Consider the following 13,053-nt stretch of genomic DNA (forward strand, 5'->3'; position numbering starts at 1 on the left):
CCTAAGAAAGTATTAGATTACAAAACTCCCAGAGAGGTGTTATACGCTGGCTAACTTGGACTTGAATTTTGCCGAAAGAGCTTTCGCTCTCTCTATTAGTAAAATTCTTCATCTTGCAGAGCATCAGACAGTCTGGCAAAATCGGCAATAGACAGGGCTTCACCACGCACGCTAGGCCTGATGTCAGCCTGCTCTAAAGCTCGTGTCAGTCGTTCCTTGACCTCTTCAGATTTACCAAAGGCACCTGTAAGGTTGTTCCATAGAGTCTTTCTGCGGTGCACAAAGCTAAGGCGTGCTACCTTGAAGAAAAAGTCCTCATCCTTAACAGTGACTAGCGGCTCGCTTCTACGCACCATTTTGAGGATGGCAGAGTCGACATTTGGCGCAGGGACAAAGACCGTACGAGGCACGACAAAGGCGACCTTAGCCGTCATGTAGTACTGGACAGCGATAGAGAGACTACCATAAGCCTTGGTGTTTGGCTGGGCGGAGATGCGGTCTGCCACTTCTTTTTGCATCATGACGACAAACTCGCTAAAAGGAATCTTGCTCTCAATCAAGTGCATGAGAATAGGCGTCGTGATGTAGTAGGGTAGATTAGCCACGACCTTAATCGGCAACTCCGGATTTTTGAAGTTCTGGATATGCGCCTGCAAGTCCGCCTTTAAAATATCTTCATTGACCACGGTGACATTGTCAAAGTCACGCAGGGTATCGGCTAATATGGGTACCAAGCGGTCGTCAATCTCAAAAGCCATAACCTCGGCAGCATTTTCCGCTAAAAACTCCGTCAGAGCGCCTATCCCTGGTCCAATCTCGATGACATTGACCTCTTTGTCAAGCTCTGCCGTATCTACAATCTTCTGCAAAATATTGGTATCGGTCAGGAAATTCTGACCGAAGGATTTCTTAAACGTGAAGCCGTGACGCTCCAAAATCGCACGGGTCACGCTGTAATCTGCTATTTTCATGTTTTTCTTCCTTTTATCTTTTAATAACCTCTGTACTACCGTATTTTGGGGGCTTAATTTTGCAAATCAAATTCCCTAAGCAACATACGGTTATATAATTCTCTATTAGAAAGCTGCTTGTTTCTCACTTTACCATGCCTATTAAAATTCGTCAACCCACTGCACAGCTACCATTAGGTTAGTATTTATAATAGCTCTTGAAAAGCCACAATTTGGGGGAAATATTAGGATGAACTTATTCTAAAAATCGAAAAGACGATTTCCATTTGGAAGTCGCCTTTTTTGATAGTCTCGAATACTATATATTGTAGTTGGTGTAAACTGATATATAGTTCCCTAATTTATATATTTTGCATCACGGTATCCGAGTAATTTTGCAAAATCATCTTTATCTTTTAAAGTATTTAAACCTATCATTATAGCACCTATCTATATAATAAAAAAGCGTATGAAAACTCTTACGCAAACGACGATATAACAACCCTATTGAACAATTCCTACCAGCCCCTTTTCAGCTGACTAATTGATGATAAATAACAAGAGATGATATCGTGCTTTCTAAAGAAATTCGGAGAGAGCTAATCCTTTCATACCATTGTTGCTAATACTTGCGAACACACAAGTCAAAAATCTAATCATACGCCTCTTGTATTATAGCATAAAAAGCGACAGCAATCTATTTTTTTTCTCCAAACTTACTCATCACTGCCTCCACCTCCGCTAAGGTTACGCCAAATAGGCGTAGGCGTTTGAGAAGTTGCTTGCCGTTGGTGTAGCCGATGCGAAGCTCTTCGCCTAGATACTCACGGCGCTGTCTGCTGTCAGTCCTCATGGTCAATCCTAGGCGCATGAGGTCACTGGCGGTAATATCAAAGACTTCCTCGTCATCGTAGTAGCCCATAACGCTAGACAAAGCTTTCTCCAAGTCCTCGTAGCTAGCGTGCTCCACACCGAGCGAGTGCCCCTTGGTCTTGGACTTTGGCACTGCCTCGCCACGATTGAGAAAGGCATGCTTTGCGGTCGGCACTGCCTGCATGATGATCTTGCGAATACGCTCGCCATTATAGTCGGGGTCGGTAAAGACGATGACACCTCGAAGGTTATTTAGTCTGTCAATCCTTGCCAAGTCCTCGTCTGAGATGGCAGACCCTCTGGTTTCATAGGTGTCAACCTCATAAAAACGTTTGAGATTTGCCGTGTCGTCCTTGCCCTCAACGACCACGACCTCGTAGATTTTTTTTAAATTTTTTTTCGTTGGCATAATTGTTCCCATTGTTCTTGCACCAGTGAATTCATAAATTTCAGCTGACCTGCACTATTTTTTAAACGTATGTCCATAATAACTTCCCCGACATTACGTTTTCGATTATTAATAACACTTAATTCGTTTTCTAAATATTCTACTTGTGTAATGAACGGGATGTAGGTACTATTAGTTATTTTCTCAAAAGCCTCTAGAATCTTATCGCCTATAACATAGTCTTTCAACGAAGACAACAGACAGTTAGTATCTATAATAAAAATTGATTCTTCTAACATCTCCCTTGTTAGTTTTTTATGATATTGTTTAATAAAATTCATATTATAATCCATTCAATTGAAACACCCTCACTGCATTGTCATAAGTTGCTTGGGCAACTGCCTCAACTGGTAGCCCTCGAAGTTCTGCGATTTTCTCCACGACATAGCGGGTGTAGGCGGGTTTATTTTCACGACCACGCTTAGGCACTGGGGCAAGGTAGGGTGCGTCTGTCTCTACTAATATCTTATCCAAAGGCAGGTGAGTCGCAGCTTCCTGTACATCCAAGGCTTTTTTGAAAGTCACCACGCCTGAAAAGGAAATAGTCATGTCAAGCTCGATGAAACGCTCTGCCATTTCTAAAGAACCAGAATAAGAGTGCATAATGCCTCCACGAGGTCCGACGCCTTCTGCCTTGATGAGACCATAAGTATCCTCTAAAGCGTCTCTGGTGTGGACAACAAAGGGAAGATCAAGTTTTTTTGCCAGCTTCATCTGACGGCGAAAAACATCTGCCTGCACTTCCTTTGGCGCTGTCATCCAGTGGTAGTCTAGCCCAATCTCACCAAGCGCAACGACCTTGGGGTGTTTGAGCTTTTCAAGCAACCAAGTCTCTACCTCGTCCGTGTAAGTACCGGCTTCAGTCGGGTGCCAGCCAATGGTCGCATAGAGGTTGTCATAAGTCTCTACCAGCTCTAAGGCACGCTCAATGGTCGGCTTATCAAAGCCCACGATATTCATCTTGGTCACGCCAAGCTCACGTGCCAGATCTATTTCTTCTTTTTCTTTGCCCTCAAAGTTTTCCACGTTGAGATGGGTATGCGTATCAAAAATCTGCATTGTCTTTCCTCCGATTTGTCTCTTTTATTATACCATAAGACGATATGCAAAAACAGAAATCCTCAGATTTCTGTTTTTAAGTTATTTACTTGTAAAATCTTGCGGTTGACCGGTGTAGTTTGCCCAAGATTTTGATAAAAAGGTATTGTTTAGGTGGTAGTGTGGTGTAGCTTGCTTTTCTTCGAGAAATGGCGCAACTGCTTTGTCAAAAGCCAGCCAACCGTTCCAGCCCATGTGAATCGTATCCTGCATAAAGTAGGCTTTATCACCGTCTTTTGAAAAGTCAGCGATATTGGTAAAGCCTTGACTCTCTAGCTGATACTTAATCTTGGCAACAGCCTTTTGGTACATGTCCTCGCTAAGTCCCGTGTAGGCAATCCACTTGCTATTGACCGGTGGAATGACAAAGATAACCTGCGTCTTGCTTTTGGCAAATTGACTCAAAACCAGCTGTAAGTCGTTGTACTCAGGAGATTTGAGATAAGAAATCTTTTTCTGTGCTCCCTTGAGGTGCTTAATCTGAAAACTCACACGCTGCGTGTAAAAGTTGTTATCAATGTTAAAAGGATTGTTGGTTGTTGCCTTTTTAGCTGTACTAGTCGCAAGCTCTCCTAAGGTTTGATAAGAGAAAGGCTGTGGCAGCTTGCTAGCTTTTTTGACGATCTTGTCCTCATAAGAATTTGAAAACGACAACTGGCTAAAGAGAGCGTCCTCTTTAAGCGCTAGGAAACGCTTGAAACTCAAAATTCCCTCATCAAAGCTCGACAGAGACTCACCCTTTGCTACCTTTTCAGCCAGCTGGTGAAGCGTCCCTTTTGGATAAAGCTTTAAAAAGCGCTTAGCGGCATACTGGTCGTAGACTGTTCCCGTTTGGTTTTCCAAGAAACTAATCATCTGGTCGCTTGAAAAATAGTTCTGAAAAGCGGACGCATTAGCACCGTTTTTGACAAACCACTGAGGAGAGATAAAGTAGACCGCTTTTTTGTTGGTCATCTGGCTAGTAATCTGCTGCATGCCAAAATATTGCGTCAGAGACGCCGCACCTTTTTGCCCCAGTAAATATGGGGTGTAGCTGCGATTATAGGCTTCTGCCAGCATAGATGGGTGAAAACTGTCCATACGATTCCACTCACTAGAGCCAAAAAAAGGCACAAAGTTCTGGCTTTTATCGCTCAGCGCTCGGATTTTTTTCGCTCGGCTCTTGAAGCTGATGTGGGTCAGCGCCACAGCGTCATTTTTTTCTTCCTCGGCAGAGTGCTTTAGCTTATTAGGATAGATGGCAAGTAGCGCTACAAGCAAAAGGGCAGCGCAAATGACAGGTCCTAAAATCTGCCAAAGACGCCTAAGCATTGCGCAACTCCGCTATCCCAGTGACAATCTTGTTGGCGGTGTTCCAGTCGTCACGCCCAAACTCAGACACAGGAACGGTGATGTCAAAGCGACTCTCAATCTCAACAATCAACTCAACTGTCCCCATGCTATCAAGCACGCCAGCGTCAAACAAATCCTCATCCATCATGTCAGAAACATCCTCCATGAAAAGCTCGTCAATAATGTCAATAACTTCTGATTTAATATCCATTTGTCTACTCCTTTATGTTATTGTGGATGTTTTGGAAACCACAGTTGGTCTAAAAAGCCTGAAAATAGTAAGAATGACACCATCACGACGTTAAACGTGATGACAATACTCAAGGCTCTTGTGAAGCGATTTTCAGGAAGATTAGGCTTGCCTGCGGCTTTTCGTTCTTTATTGATTTTTTTCTTCTTACGTAGCCAAGCATCGTTGATAATAAGACCGATACCGTGAAACAGCCCGTAAGCAATGTAATACCAAGTCACACCGTGCCAAAAGCCCATGAGAAGCATATTAACCAGATAAGCGACACTGGATGTGGTATTACGGTTTTTAAAGACTTTATTTTTGACCAAGACCTTTACCAAGCGCATGAACACAAAGTCACGGAACCAAAAGGACAAACTCATGTGCCAACGGTTCCAAAATTCCTTGAGGTCATGTGAGATAAAGGGTTTGTTAAAGTTTATCGGGCTCTTGATTCCCATGAGATTGGACACGGCTAGCGCAAAAAGGGTATAGCCTGCAAAGTCAAAGAAGAGGTCAAGCCCAAAAGCATACATGACGCCTATGGTAGGGAGGTTGATGATGCCACCGTGCGCAAGCGCAAGCTCTTTGAGCGGTGGTAAAAGCACCTGCCCGAAGAAATAAGCAATGATAAACTTGTAGAGAAAACCTAGCATGAGATACCAGATAGACTTCTCCAGCATATCAAGCAACTCATCACGCTCTGGGATATTCTCATAATCATCGTTGAAACGCTTAAAGCGGTCAATCGGACCACTAGAGAAAGTCGGCAGAAACATCAAAAAGCGTAAAAACTGCCAAAGCGTAAACTCTGTTAGCACCCCATCACGCATCTCGATAATCATCCCCACCGCACGGAAAGTCAGATAGGAAATCCCTAAGAAACCAAACAAACTCTGATTGGCTGCTATGATCGGCGCTACCTTGACAAAAGCAAGAGGCAAGACAGACAAGAGGCACCAGAGGTAAAAGAGCCATTTATTATTGTGGTTACGTCTGTAAATCTTGTAAGAAAAGACCAGAATCGTCTCCCAAATGACATAGGCTAGTAGCGATTTTAGTTGCAGCTGACTCTTGCCTGTCAGCATCAAGATGATAAAGGAAAGGCTAAACAGCGCCTCATAGATAGGAAAACGTTTTTTAAAAAAGAGTCCTATAAAAATCGGCAACACCGCTAGTAGAAGATAAAAGAAATACTGCGGATTACCATAAACCTCCATGTGAGGAAGAGCATTCCAAAATTTCATCATGAACGATTGACCTCACTTATCAAGCGTTTAATGTCAATCTTGCCATTTGGTGTCATCGGCAACTCGTCTTTATAGAGGAATTTGGATGGCATCATGTAGTCCATCATGATTTCTTTGAGGTCCTCTTTTATCGCCTTGGTAACATCCAAGTCACGCTCAAACTGTTCACGGACACCTGCTTTTAAGACGATGTAAGCCAAAAGATTTTGCACTTTGTGGTCTTTATTGTAGCGGGGAACGGCAACTGCTGACTCAACATAGCGAGATTTAAGCAGGTTTTGTGCCACGTCTTCTAGCTCGATACGGTAGCCATTAAACTTAATCTGAAAGTCCTTGCGACCACCATAAAGCAAAAGCCCCTCGTCGGTCATTTGCCCCAAGTCACCCGTGTGGTAAGCAGGCTGACCCTTGAAAGTAAAGAAGGCTTCTGCTGTTTTTTCAGGATTGTTGAGATAGCCCTTTGATACAGCTGGACCTGTGACGATAATCTCACCTTGCTGTCCATTTGCAACAACCTCACCCTCGTCATCCACGATAAAGGTTGGCGAGTCTGGTTTTGGATAACCAATCGGCAGGCGCTTGTACTCCGCTAACATATCATCTGTGATAGCAACCGCTGACAAGGCAACTGTCGCTTCTGTTGGACCGTAGGCATTAACAATGCGGGCATGTGGGAAACGCTGACGCAATTTCTTAGCGGTCTTAACCGTCAACTCCTCACCATCAAAGTAAAAATGCGTCAGTTTTGGTAAATGCTCCTCAGAGAAAGTATCTGAGAGCAATGCCATATCAGCAAATGACGGCGTTGATGTCCAAACTTGGATAGGCAAGCTCGCAATGGTTGTAAAGAGCTTTTTGAAATCACCGATGATTTCCTTTGGCAGAGCATAGAGTGTACCACCCATGGCAAGCGTCGGCGCCCAGTACATGACAGACAAGTCAAAGGAATAAGGCGGTTGCGCTAGCATTTGAGGACGTTCTGGAACTGAGAAAGTCTCCTGACCAATCATCCAGTTGGTAAAGCTTAAGAGGTTGTCATGCGAGATTTGCACGCCCTTAGGCTGACCAGTCGTCCCAGAGGTAAAGATAATATAGTAATTATCATCTCCCTTAACAGGGTATGTCAAGCTGTAAGAGCTCTTCTTCTCAAAAATAGAGTGCAATTGCGCTAGGTCAATCACCTCGACATCTGACAGCTCTAGCGGAAAGTCCCCGACACTAATCACAAGGCTAGGCTGTGCAATGGCAACAATCGCCTCAACACGGTCAAGCGCCGAATGCTGGTCAACAGGGATATAAGCATGACCAGACTTTGTCGCTCCAACGAAAGTTGCTAACATCTCATACTCTTGCCCACCAAAAACAAGAATCGGCGATTTTGCTGCTAAAGCTAGACTATCGATATAAGAAGCCAAACTGTCAGAGTCACTTTTCAGCTGCGCATAACTATAAGTCTTTCCCAAAATGTCATAGACAGGGAAATCAGGCTGCTTGAGGGCAAACCTATCAATCGTTTCAATCATATCTCGTATCATAGACAACTCCTAGAATTCATTGTAGATAAAACTTCCCTGACCACGACCAAGGTAGCTAAAAAAGTAGAGTAACATTACAAAGATAACAAAGAAAAACAGCGTTTTTAGTAAAAATTGAAGATGCTTATTCATCCTGTACCTTCTCTCAAATTGTATTAAGCCCTTACATTTTAAAAATAGAAAACTAAAGGGATTTCTTTCTTAACGCTAATAAAACTAGAGGGAAACCTCTACATTTTCTCATATTATTGTACTATGATTACACCAAGAATACAAGAAAAAACCGACAGCTTCCATAAATAATCACTTGGAATACAAAAAAAGCCAACAGTCTCGAGTTCCTGTTGGCTTTCCTCTTATAAATCGTCTGATTAAGCTGACAATACTTTACGTCCTTTACGACGACGGCTCGCAAGCACACGACGTCCGTTCTTAGTTGACATACGGTGACGGAATCCGTGTTTACGTTGACGACGGATCTTACTTGGTTGATAAGTACGTTTCACTTTTAGTACCTCCTCATAGATTTCGTATTCGTTTAGCCGGCTATATTTGATCAGTTACTAAACATACCATACTATTTTACATCATCTGTTGTTTACTTGTCAAGTGCTTTTTGAGGATAAGCTCATTAGTTTTTCACAGTGACCACAACGTAGCGATTTGGGTCGCTACCTTCAGAGTAGCTATCCACGCCATCAATATGCGAAATGGCTTTGTGGACAATCTTGCGCTCGCTGTTACTCATCGGATCCATCCTAAAATCTTGACCACTGGCTAGCACACGGCTAGCAATTTTTTGGCTAAAGTCAATCAAGGTCTCTGTGCGATGTTCCACATAATCATGGACATTGACCGACACCGAAAAAGCCTTTGAATAATGGTCATACAGATAATTTTGCGCTAACAACTGGAGCGACTTTAAAACCTTGCCGTGATAGCCGATGATACGTCCAGGCTCTGGTGTTTCAATCTGCAAGTTGATTTGACGGCGCTTGGTTGTCGTCTCAATGCTAGCTTCCAAGTCCATCTCGTAGATAATACGCTCTACATAGTTTTTGACCTGAGTTGCTGCTTCTGTGATGTCTATAGTTTGCGCTTCGTCTTTGTTATTATCAAAAGCTGTCGCTACAAAAGCCTCAAAACTATCATCTGCCAAAGGAGCTGGCTCGTCCGCCAAAGGTTTGCTAGAAGCTGTTACATCTTCTTTTACCTCTTTGACTTCAGGTTCTAGCTCTTCTTTAGCAGCCGCCTCGCTTTTAGCAGAGGCAGGTTCGTTACTGGTGTCTACAATTGTCACAGACTCACTCTGTTGCATCATGTCACGGTTTAGACGCTCTGTGATGCTTGTCACCTTGTGACGTGTCACTGAGGACGTTTTAGCAGTCTTTTCAAGCTCTAAACTTTCGATATCAACTTGAGCAGGTCTTTTTCCAAAACCTAAAAATCCCTTTTTCTCACGTGAAATCACACGGATATGCGCTTTTAGGCGAGTCAGTCCCAGCTCATCAAGACCTTTTGAGATAGCCTCCTCTACCGTTCGCCCTGTAAATACTACCATAATAACTCCTTATTTCCGCTTTTTATGTGCTTTTTTCTGGGCACGACGGATACGTGCCTTACGCTCTTTTTCCTCTCTAGCTGCTGCTTCACGTGCTTCAATAATTTTAAAAGGATTATTGAGCAACATGATTTGAAAGACTTGAAAGGCATTGGATACTGTCCAGTAGAGAGCCACACCGCTGGCAAAGTTCACCCCAAAAATAAAAATCATAATTGGAAAGCCATAGGTCATGACAGACATCATTGGATTTTTCTCTGGCGCTGCTTTATTGGTTAGCCAAGTGGACAAGAATGTAAACAAAGCCGCTAAAAGAGGTAGGATAAAGTAAGGGTCTGGCTTTGCAAGGTCTAACCACAAAAAAGTTCCCTCACGCAAAAAGGCAACACGTGTCAGCGCTTGGTACAGTGCCCACAAAATCGGCAACTGAATCAGCAAAGGAATAAAGCTAGCGTAAAGGCTGACACCATTTTCCTTGTAAAGTGCCTGCTGCGCTTCTGCCAACTTGAGACGGCTCTCGCTGTCACGCCCAGAGTATTGACGTTGCAACTCTCTTAGCTTTGGCTGCAACTCTTGCATCTTTTGGCTGGACTTCATTTGCTTGCTAAAGAGCGGCATCAAAGCAGCCCGCAAGATAATGGTAAATAAAATAATACCAATAGCGACGCTTCCGCCAAAGGACAACCACTCGATTGCCTTGGCAAAAGCGTAGACAATCTGATCCCAAGCTCCTTTTGAGTGACTGCTAACATCACCACGTCCACAAGCAGAAAGCACTAACAGTGCTAAGCTTCCTAATCCTAATAGTTTAACGTTTTTTTTCACCTTCTCTACCTTCCTGATAAATCGCTGCTAACTTTAAGACATGCAGGAGATTTTTCTTCATCTCATGATAATCCAACTGCTCGACACCAGACCTTGCAATCACCACAAAGTCATCGGTCGTAAGCTGCGGCTTCACCTCCTGCAAAATATGGCGAATAGAGCGCTTAATGCGATTGCGTACGACCGCATTGCCTAGCTTTTTACTCACCGACAATCCCACACGAAAGTGCTTCTGCTCCACCTTTAGATGATAAATGACAAATTTTCGATTGGCAATACTCTTGCCTTCGTGAAATATCTTCTGAAAATCTTTATCACTCTTTACACGATAAGTTTTCTTCACAGTTCACTCCAAATATTCTATTTCTTTTCATTATTTTCTTAATAAACACTATCCAAAACCACCACCAATAATTGGATACATTTCCTTTTAAACCACCCCAATTAGACAAAGTAGATATAAGTACGGTGATTTAAAAGGGTAGTTAAAAAGGTAATTAAATTTTATGAGTTCAGCAGGCAAGAAACTAGCACCCCACAAGGTGCTTTTTTGATTACCTGGTATTTTTTCTGATACGTCTATTATATCACATATCACACTTTTTGCTTAATAATTTTGAAAAACAAAGAGCTAAATTTCAAAATTCATCTAAGTGATTAACTGCCACTCCTCATCATAGAAATCTGCTCTAAACCAACTAGCCAAAGAGATCTTCTAGGTCTAATCCTGTATCTGATCCACTCTGTTCATAGTGGTCGATAACTTCAAACATCATTTTAATGTCATCACCTTTCAGCTGTGCGTGATAACCACTGATAAAGTCCTTTTCTGGGACAATGATTTTATCTAAGACAGCATAGTTTTTGCCTTTTTTACCGATAACGTAACCAACAACTCCAGTCGCATAAAGTAGCCCAGATGGCTTTTCTTGGATAGCTCGATAGTCCCGGACAAGCGTGATAGTGTGATTGTCACTGTTGACCTCAACGGCGTTAGCAAAAGCGATAGCTTCGTTAACTTGGTAGCGTTCCCTCGGGGTGCGTAATAACATACCATCACGCCCAAACTCTGGGACAACAACAGCATTCAAGCCAACTTGTGACTTCTCTAGCCCTTGCTTTTTGCGCTCTGCTTCCATTTTTGTGAGCTCTACATAGTTATCTGCGGTATAGACCTTCTTGCCGTCAATCGCTGTTTGCGTAGATATTGTTGCCTTGGTGTATCTCACATGGGCGCCCCTGCTCGCTCAAGGATTTCACAACTGCAATAATGTCGGCAAAACTATCAAAGGTTAGTGCTTCATCATTGCCCTTGTGGTCTTTATAAATCACTGTAGCCGGTTGGCTTAATTGTCCGCTATACCGTTCCATATTGACCTCCTGTTTAGCTGTGTTATTTCTTTCAAAGTATAACTTTATAGTCAAGTGAAACAAGAGCAGGACAAAAGTTTAATCTTAACACTCACGAAGAGCTATGGCTCAACAATAATGTGGCAAATATGAACAAACAGCCACCGTTAAGTTTATGTGAAACCTTGTACTTGTTTGAGAATCTAACGGTTTTAGCAACCCCGATTGAGTATGTGTTGGAAATGAAGATGGTGAGTACTAGAGAACAGGATTTAAAAGATATTGGCGCGATTATTAAATACAAGCATTTTCGTTCACCATTCAACACCTTTGATGGTTTGAAAAAAATGGGCTTTGATAGTATTGACTTCTCAGTTCTCCTAGAAGGTTTTAGCCATGCTTATGGCATGGATTGGTTAGAGAACTTTTTCAAAGAAAATCAAGATAAACTTAGAAAATATTATTGACATCACATTAAAAGACGATTTCCATTTCGGAAGTCGTCTTTTTGTATATTTTCGGAAGCACTCCATATTGTGGTTAGTGTAAACAGGTATATAGTTCCCAAAATTAAATATAGTCGCTAACAGTACTCTATTCCCCCATTACAGTTGACAAAGAGCCACTTAATCTTTCTTCCGTTTTGCAAATCCAACTAATGAAACTGCTCCAAGCAATCTGAGTCCAAGAAAGGCCATTGCAAGATTATCAGAGTCACCGGTTTCAGGAAGTGTTTCTCCAACATAAGATTCTTTCATCTGTGGTTTTTCAGCCACGAATGGTTTCGCTTTTTCTGGTTCTGGCTTCTCAACTGGCGTGTAAATAACAACAACGTTAGAGTCTTCAGAGTCCACTGTTACATCCATAGCCGGAACTTCTGCCTGATCAACGGTATAACCATCAATCTCAGGTGAAACAACAAGTGGGAAGGTATTGTTTTCACTTTTCCACTCACCATAAGTGACTTCACCGGTTACCAAGTTCACCTTGGCTGTACGTGTAAACTCGACAGTTTGCGTGATGGTACCTGATGCTTCCTCACCTGTTGGTGTGAGGTACTTGTACTCAATGGTACGAGTTACAGTTTTCGCCAACTCGATTGGAGAGTTGTCTTTTGGATTCACTGGTCTTTCAGGATCCACATCGACAACTTTTTGACGTAGGGTAACTTTGTATTCTTGAGTCACATTGCTATCTTTGTCATAGACTTCACCAACTGGGAAGCCATCTTCAACTAGCTCATAGCCAGCTTCTTCATAGGCTTTGATACGATCAGCTGTTGAGTAGTCAATTTTAGCGTCCGTTACACCCGTTAGAGAGTCAACTTCGCCAAGAACAACTTCATCACCCGTTGTAATATCTACATAAGTAACAGTTGCTTCTTGTTTATCCGGTGTGTAGACAACAATAACATTAGAATCCACATCATCTGCACTCGGTGTCCAAGTCACAACTGTTGCTTGGTCTGGTGTATAACCTGGTATAGTTGGTGAATCAACTGCTGGGCTTGTTCCTTCTTCTGTTTTCCACTCACCATAAGTGACTTCACCGGTTACCAAGTTCACCTTGGCTGTACGTGTAAACTCGACAGTTTGCGTG

Annotated in this window: 16 protein-coding genes and 1 pseudogene; 1 reads left to right on the plus strand and 16 read right to left on the minus strand. The window is 42.6% G+C overall.

The window, feature by feature from the left end; all coding sequences use genetic code 11:
• Positions 1–95: 95 nt before the first annotated feature.
• The 15 genes from rsmA to AALA56_RS08585 all read right to left on the minus strand — a co-directional run bounded on the left by rsmA (position 96) and on the right by AALA56_RS08585 (position 11,475).
• Positions 96–971, minus strand: coding sequence for a 16S rRNA (adenine(1518)-N(6)/adenine(1519)-N(6))-dimethyltransferase RsmA (gene rsmA / locus AALA56_RS08515; RefSeq protein ID WP_369909619.1), 876 nt, complete (start codon positions 969–971; stop codon positions 96–98).
• A gap of 676 nt (positions 972–1,647) precedes the next feature.
• Positions 1,648–2,232, minus strand: coding sequence for a ribonuclease M5 (gene rnmV, locus AALA56_RS08520; RefSeq protein ID WP_369909620.1), 585 nt, complete (start codon positions 2,230–2,232; stop codon positions 1,648–1,650).
• On the minus strand, positions 2,211–2,510 hold the full coding sequence (locus AALA56_RS08525) for a hypothetical protein (RefSeq protein WP_369909622.1): 300 nt from the start codon (positions 2,508–2,510) through the stop codon (positions 2,211–2,213). Before AALA56_RS08525 ends, rnmV begins: the two co-directional genes overlap by 22 nt.
• Positions 2,511–2,553: 43 nt before the next feature.
• A complete protein-coding gene (locus AALA56_RS08530; RefSeq protein ID WP_369909623.1) occupies positions 2,554–3,330 on the minus strand; it encodes a TatD family hydrolase in 777 nt (258 codons plus the stop codon).
• An 81-nt stretch (positions 3,331–3,411) separates the two neighbouring features.
• Positions 3,412–4,680 carry a D-alanyl-lipoteichoic acid biosynthesis protein DltD gene (gene dltD, locus AALA56_RS08535; protein WP_164683894.1) on the minus strand — a complete coding sequence of 423 codons (1,269 nt, stop codon included), beginning with the start codon at positions 4,678–4,680 and terminating at the stop codon, positions 3,412–3,414.
• Entirely contained in the window at positions 4,673–4,912 is a 240-nt protein-coding gene (gene dltC / locus AALA56_RS08540; protein ID WP_369909624.1) for a D-alanine--poly(phosphoribitol) ligase subunit DltC, read from the minus strand. Before dltC ends, dltD begins: the two co-directional genes overlap by 8 nt.
• Positions 4,913–4,929: 17 nt before the next feature.
• A complete protein-coding gene (gene dltB / locus AALA56_RS08545) occupies positions 4,930–6,183 on the minus strand; it encodes a D-alanyl-lipoteichoic acid biosynthesis protein DltB (protein WP_369909626.1) in 1,254 nt (417 codons plus the stop codon).
• Entirely contained in the window at positions 6,180–7,718 is a 1,539-nt protein-coding gene (dltA, locus tag AALA56_RS08550) for a D-alanine--poly(phosphoribitol) ligase subunit DltA (RefSeq protein WP_369909628.1), read from the minus strand. Before dltA ends, dltB begins: the two co-directional genes overlap by 4 nt.
• Before the next feature lie 9 nt (positions 7,719–7,727).
• Positions 7,728–7,850, minus strand: coding sequence for a teichoic acid D-Ala incorporation-associated protein DltX (locus AALA56_RS08555; RefSeq protein ID WP_115271280.1), 123 nt, complete (start codon positions 7,848–7,850; stop codon positions 7,728–7,730).
• A 239-nt stretch (positions 7,851–8,089) separates the two neighbouring features.
• Positions 8,090–8,224, minus strand: coding sequence for a 50S ribosomal protein L34 (gene rpmH / locus AALA56_RS08560; protein WP_000831903.1), 135 nt, complete (start codon positions 8,222–8,224; stop codon positions 8,090–8,092).
• 125 nt (positions 8,225–8,349) lie between these two features.
• Positions 8,350–9,279 carry an RNA-binding cell elongation regulator Jag/EloR gene (gene jag, locus AALA56_RS08565; RefSeq protein WP_369909639.1) on the minus strand — a complete coding sequence of 310 codons (930 nt, stop codon included), beginning with the start codon at positions 9,277–9,279 and terminating at the stop codon, positions 8,350–8,352.
• Positions 9,280–9,288: 9 nt separating this feature from the next.
• Positions 9,289–10,104 (minus strand): YidC/Oxa1 family membrane protein insertase, encoded by an 816-nt coding sequence (locus AALA56_RS08570; protein WP_115271286.1) that lies wholly within the window; start codon positions 10,102–10,104, stop codon positions 9,289–9,291.
• Positions 10,088–10,447: a ribonuclease P protein component gene (gene rnpA, locus AALA56_RS08575; RefSeq protein ID WP_164683899.1), complete on the minus strand. Its 360-nt coding sequence runs from the start codon at positions 10,445–10,447 to the stop codon at positions 10,088–10,090. The genes AALA56_RS08570 and rnpA overlap by 17 nt, the downstream gene beginning before the upstream one ends.
• Positions 10,448–10,802: 355 nt before the next feature.
• A complete protein-coding gene (locus tag AALA56_RS08580) occupies positions 10,803–11,333 on the minus strand; it encodes a hypothetical protein (protein ID WP_369909640.1) in 531 nt (176 codons plus the stop codon).
• Positions 11,290–11,475 carry a hypothetical protein gene (locus tag AALA56_RS08585; protein ID WP_369909641.1) on the minus strand — a complete coding sequence of 62 codons (186 nt, stop codon included), beginning with the start codon at positions 11,473–11,475 and terminating at the stop codon, positions 11,290–11,292. Before AALA56_RS08585 ends, AALA56_RS08580 begins: the two co-directional genes overlap by 44 nt.
• A gap of 62 nt (positions 11,476–11,537) precedes the next feature.
• Between AALA56_RS08585 and AALA56_RS08590 the strand changes: the two are divergent.
• Positions 11,538–11,921: pseudogene (locus AALA56_RS08590) on the plus strand (DUF6036 family nucleotidyltransferase); the annotation flags it as partial.
• A gap of 159 nt (positions 11,922–12,080) precedes the next feature.
• Here AALA56_RS08590 and AALA56_RS08595 read toward each other — a convergent pair.
• Positions 12,081–13,053: mucin-binding protein (locus tag AALA56_RS08595; RefSeq protein WP_369909642.1), on the minus strand; the 973-nt coding region annotated here is incomplete at its 5' end.

It is taken from the genome of Streptococcus hyointestinalis, assembly GCF_041225505.1.
Taxonomy (GTDB): domain Bacteria; phylum Bacillota; class Bacilli; order Lactobacillales; family Streptococcaceae; genus Streptococcus; species Streptococcus hyointestinalis_B.

Coding starts and splice junctions, on each gene's coding strand:
- dltC (WP_369909624.1), bottom strand. CDS start 4,912: ATGGATATTAAATCAGAAGTTATTGACATTATTGACGAGCTTTTCATG.
- jag (WP_369909639.1), bottom strand. CDS start 9,279: ATGGTAGTATTTACAGGGCGAACGGTAGAGGAGGCTATCTCAAAAGGT.
- dltD (WP_164683894.1), bottom strand. CDS start 4,680: ATGCTTAGGCGTCTTTGGCAGATTTTAGGACCTGTCATTTGCGCTGCC.
- dltB (WP_369909626.1), bottom strand. CDS start 6,183: ATGATGAAATTTTGGAATGCTCTTCCTCACATGGAGGTTTATGGTAAT.
- rsmA (WP_369909619.1), bottom strand. CDS start 971: ATGAAAATAGCAGATTACAGCGTGACCCGTGCGATTTTGGAGCGTCAC.
- AALA56_RS08525 (WP_369909622.1), bottom strand. CDS start 2,510: ATGTTAGAAGAATCAATTTTTATTATAGATACTAACTGTCTGTTGTCT.
- AALA56_RS08585 (WP_369909641.1), bottom strand. CDS start 11,475: ATGGAACGGTATAGCGGACAATTAAGCCAACCGGCTACAGTGATTTAT.
- AALA56_RS08530 (WP_369909623.1), bottom strand. CDS start 3,330: ATGCAGATTTTTGATACGCATACCCATCTCAACGTGGAAAACTTTGAG.
- dltA (WP_369909628.1), bottom strand. CDS start 7,718: ATGATACGAGATATGATTGAAACGATTGATAGGTTTGCCCTCAAGCAG.
- AALA56_RS08555 (WP_115271280.1), bottom strand. CDS start 7,850: ATGAATAAGCATCTTCAATTTTTACTAAAAACGCTGTTTTTCTTTGTT.
- rnmV (WP_369909620.1), bottom strand. CDS start 2,232: ATGCCAACGAAAAAAAATTTAAAAAAAATCTACGAGGTCGTGGTCGTT.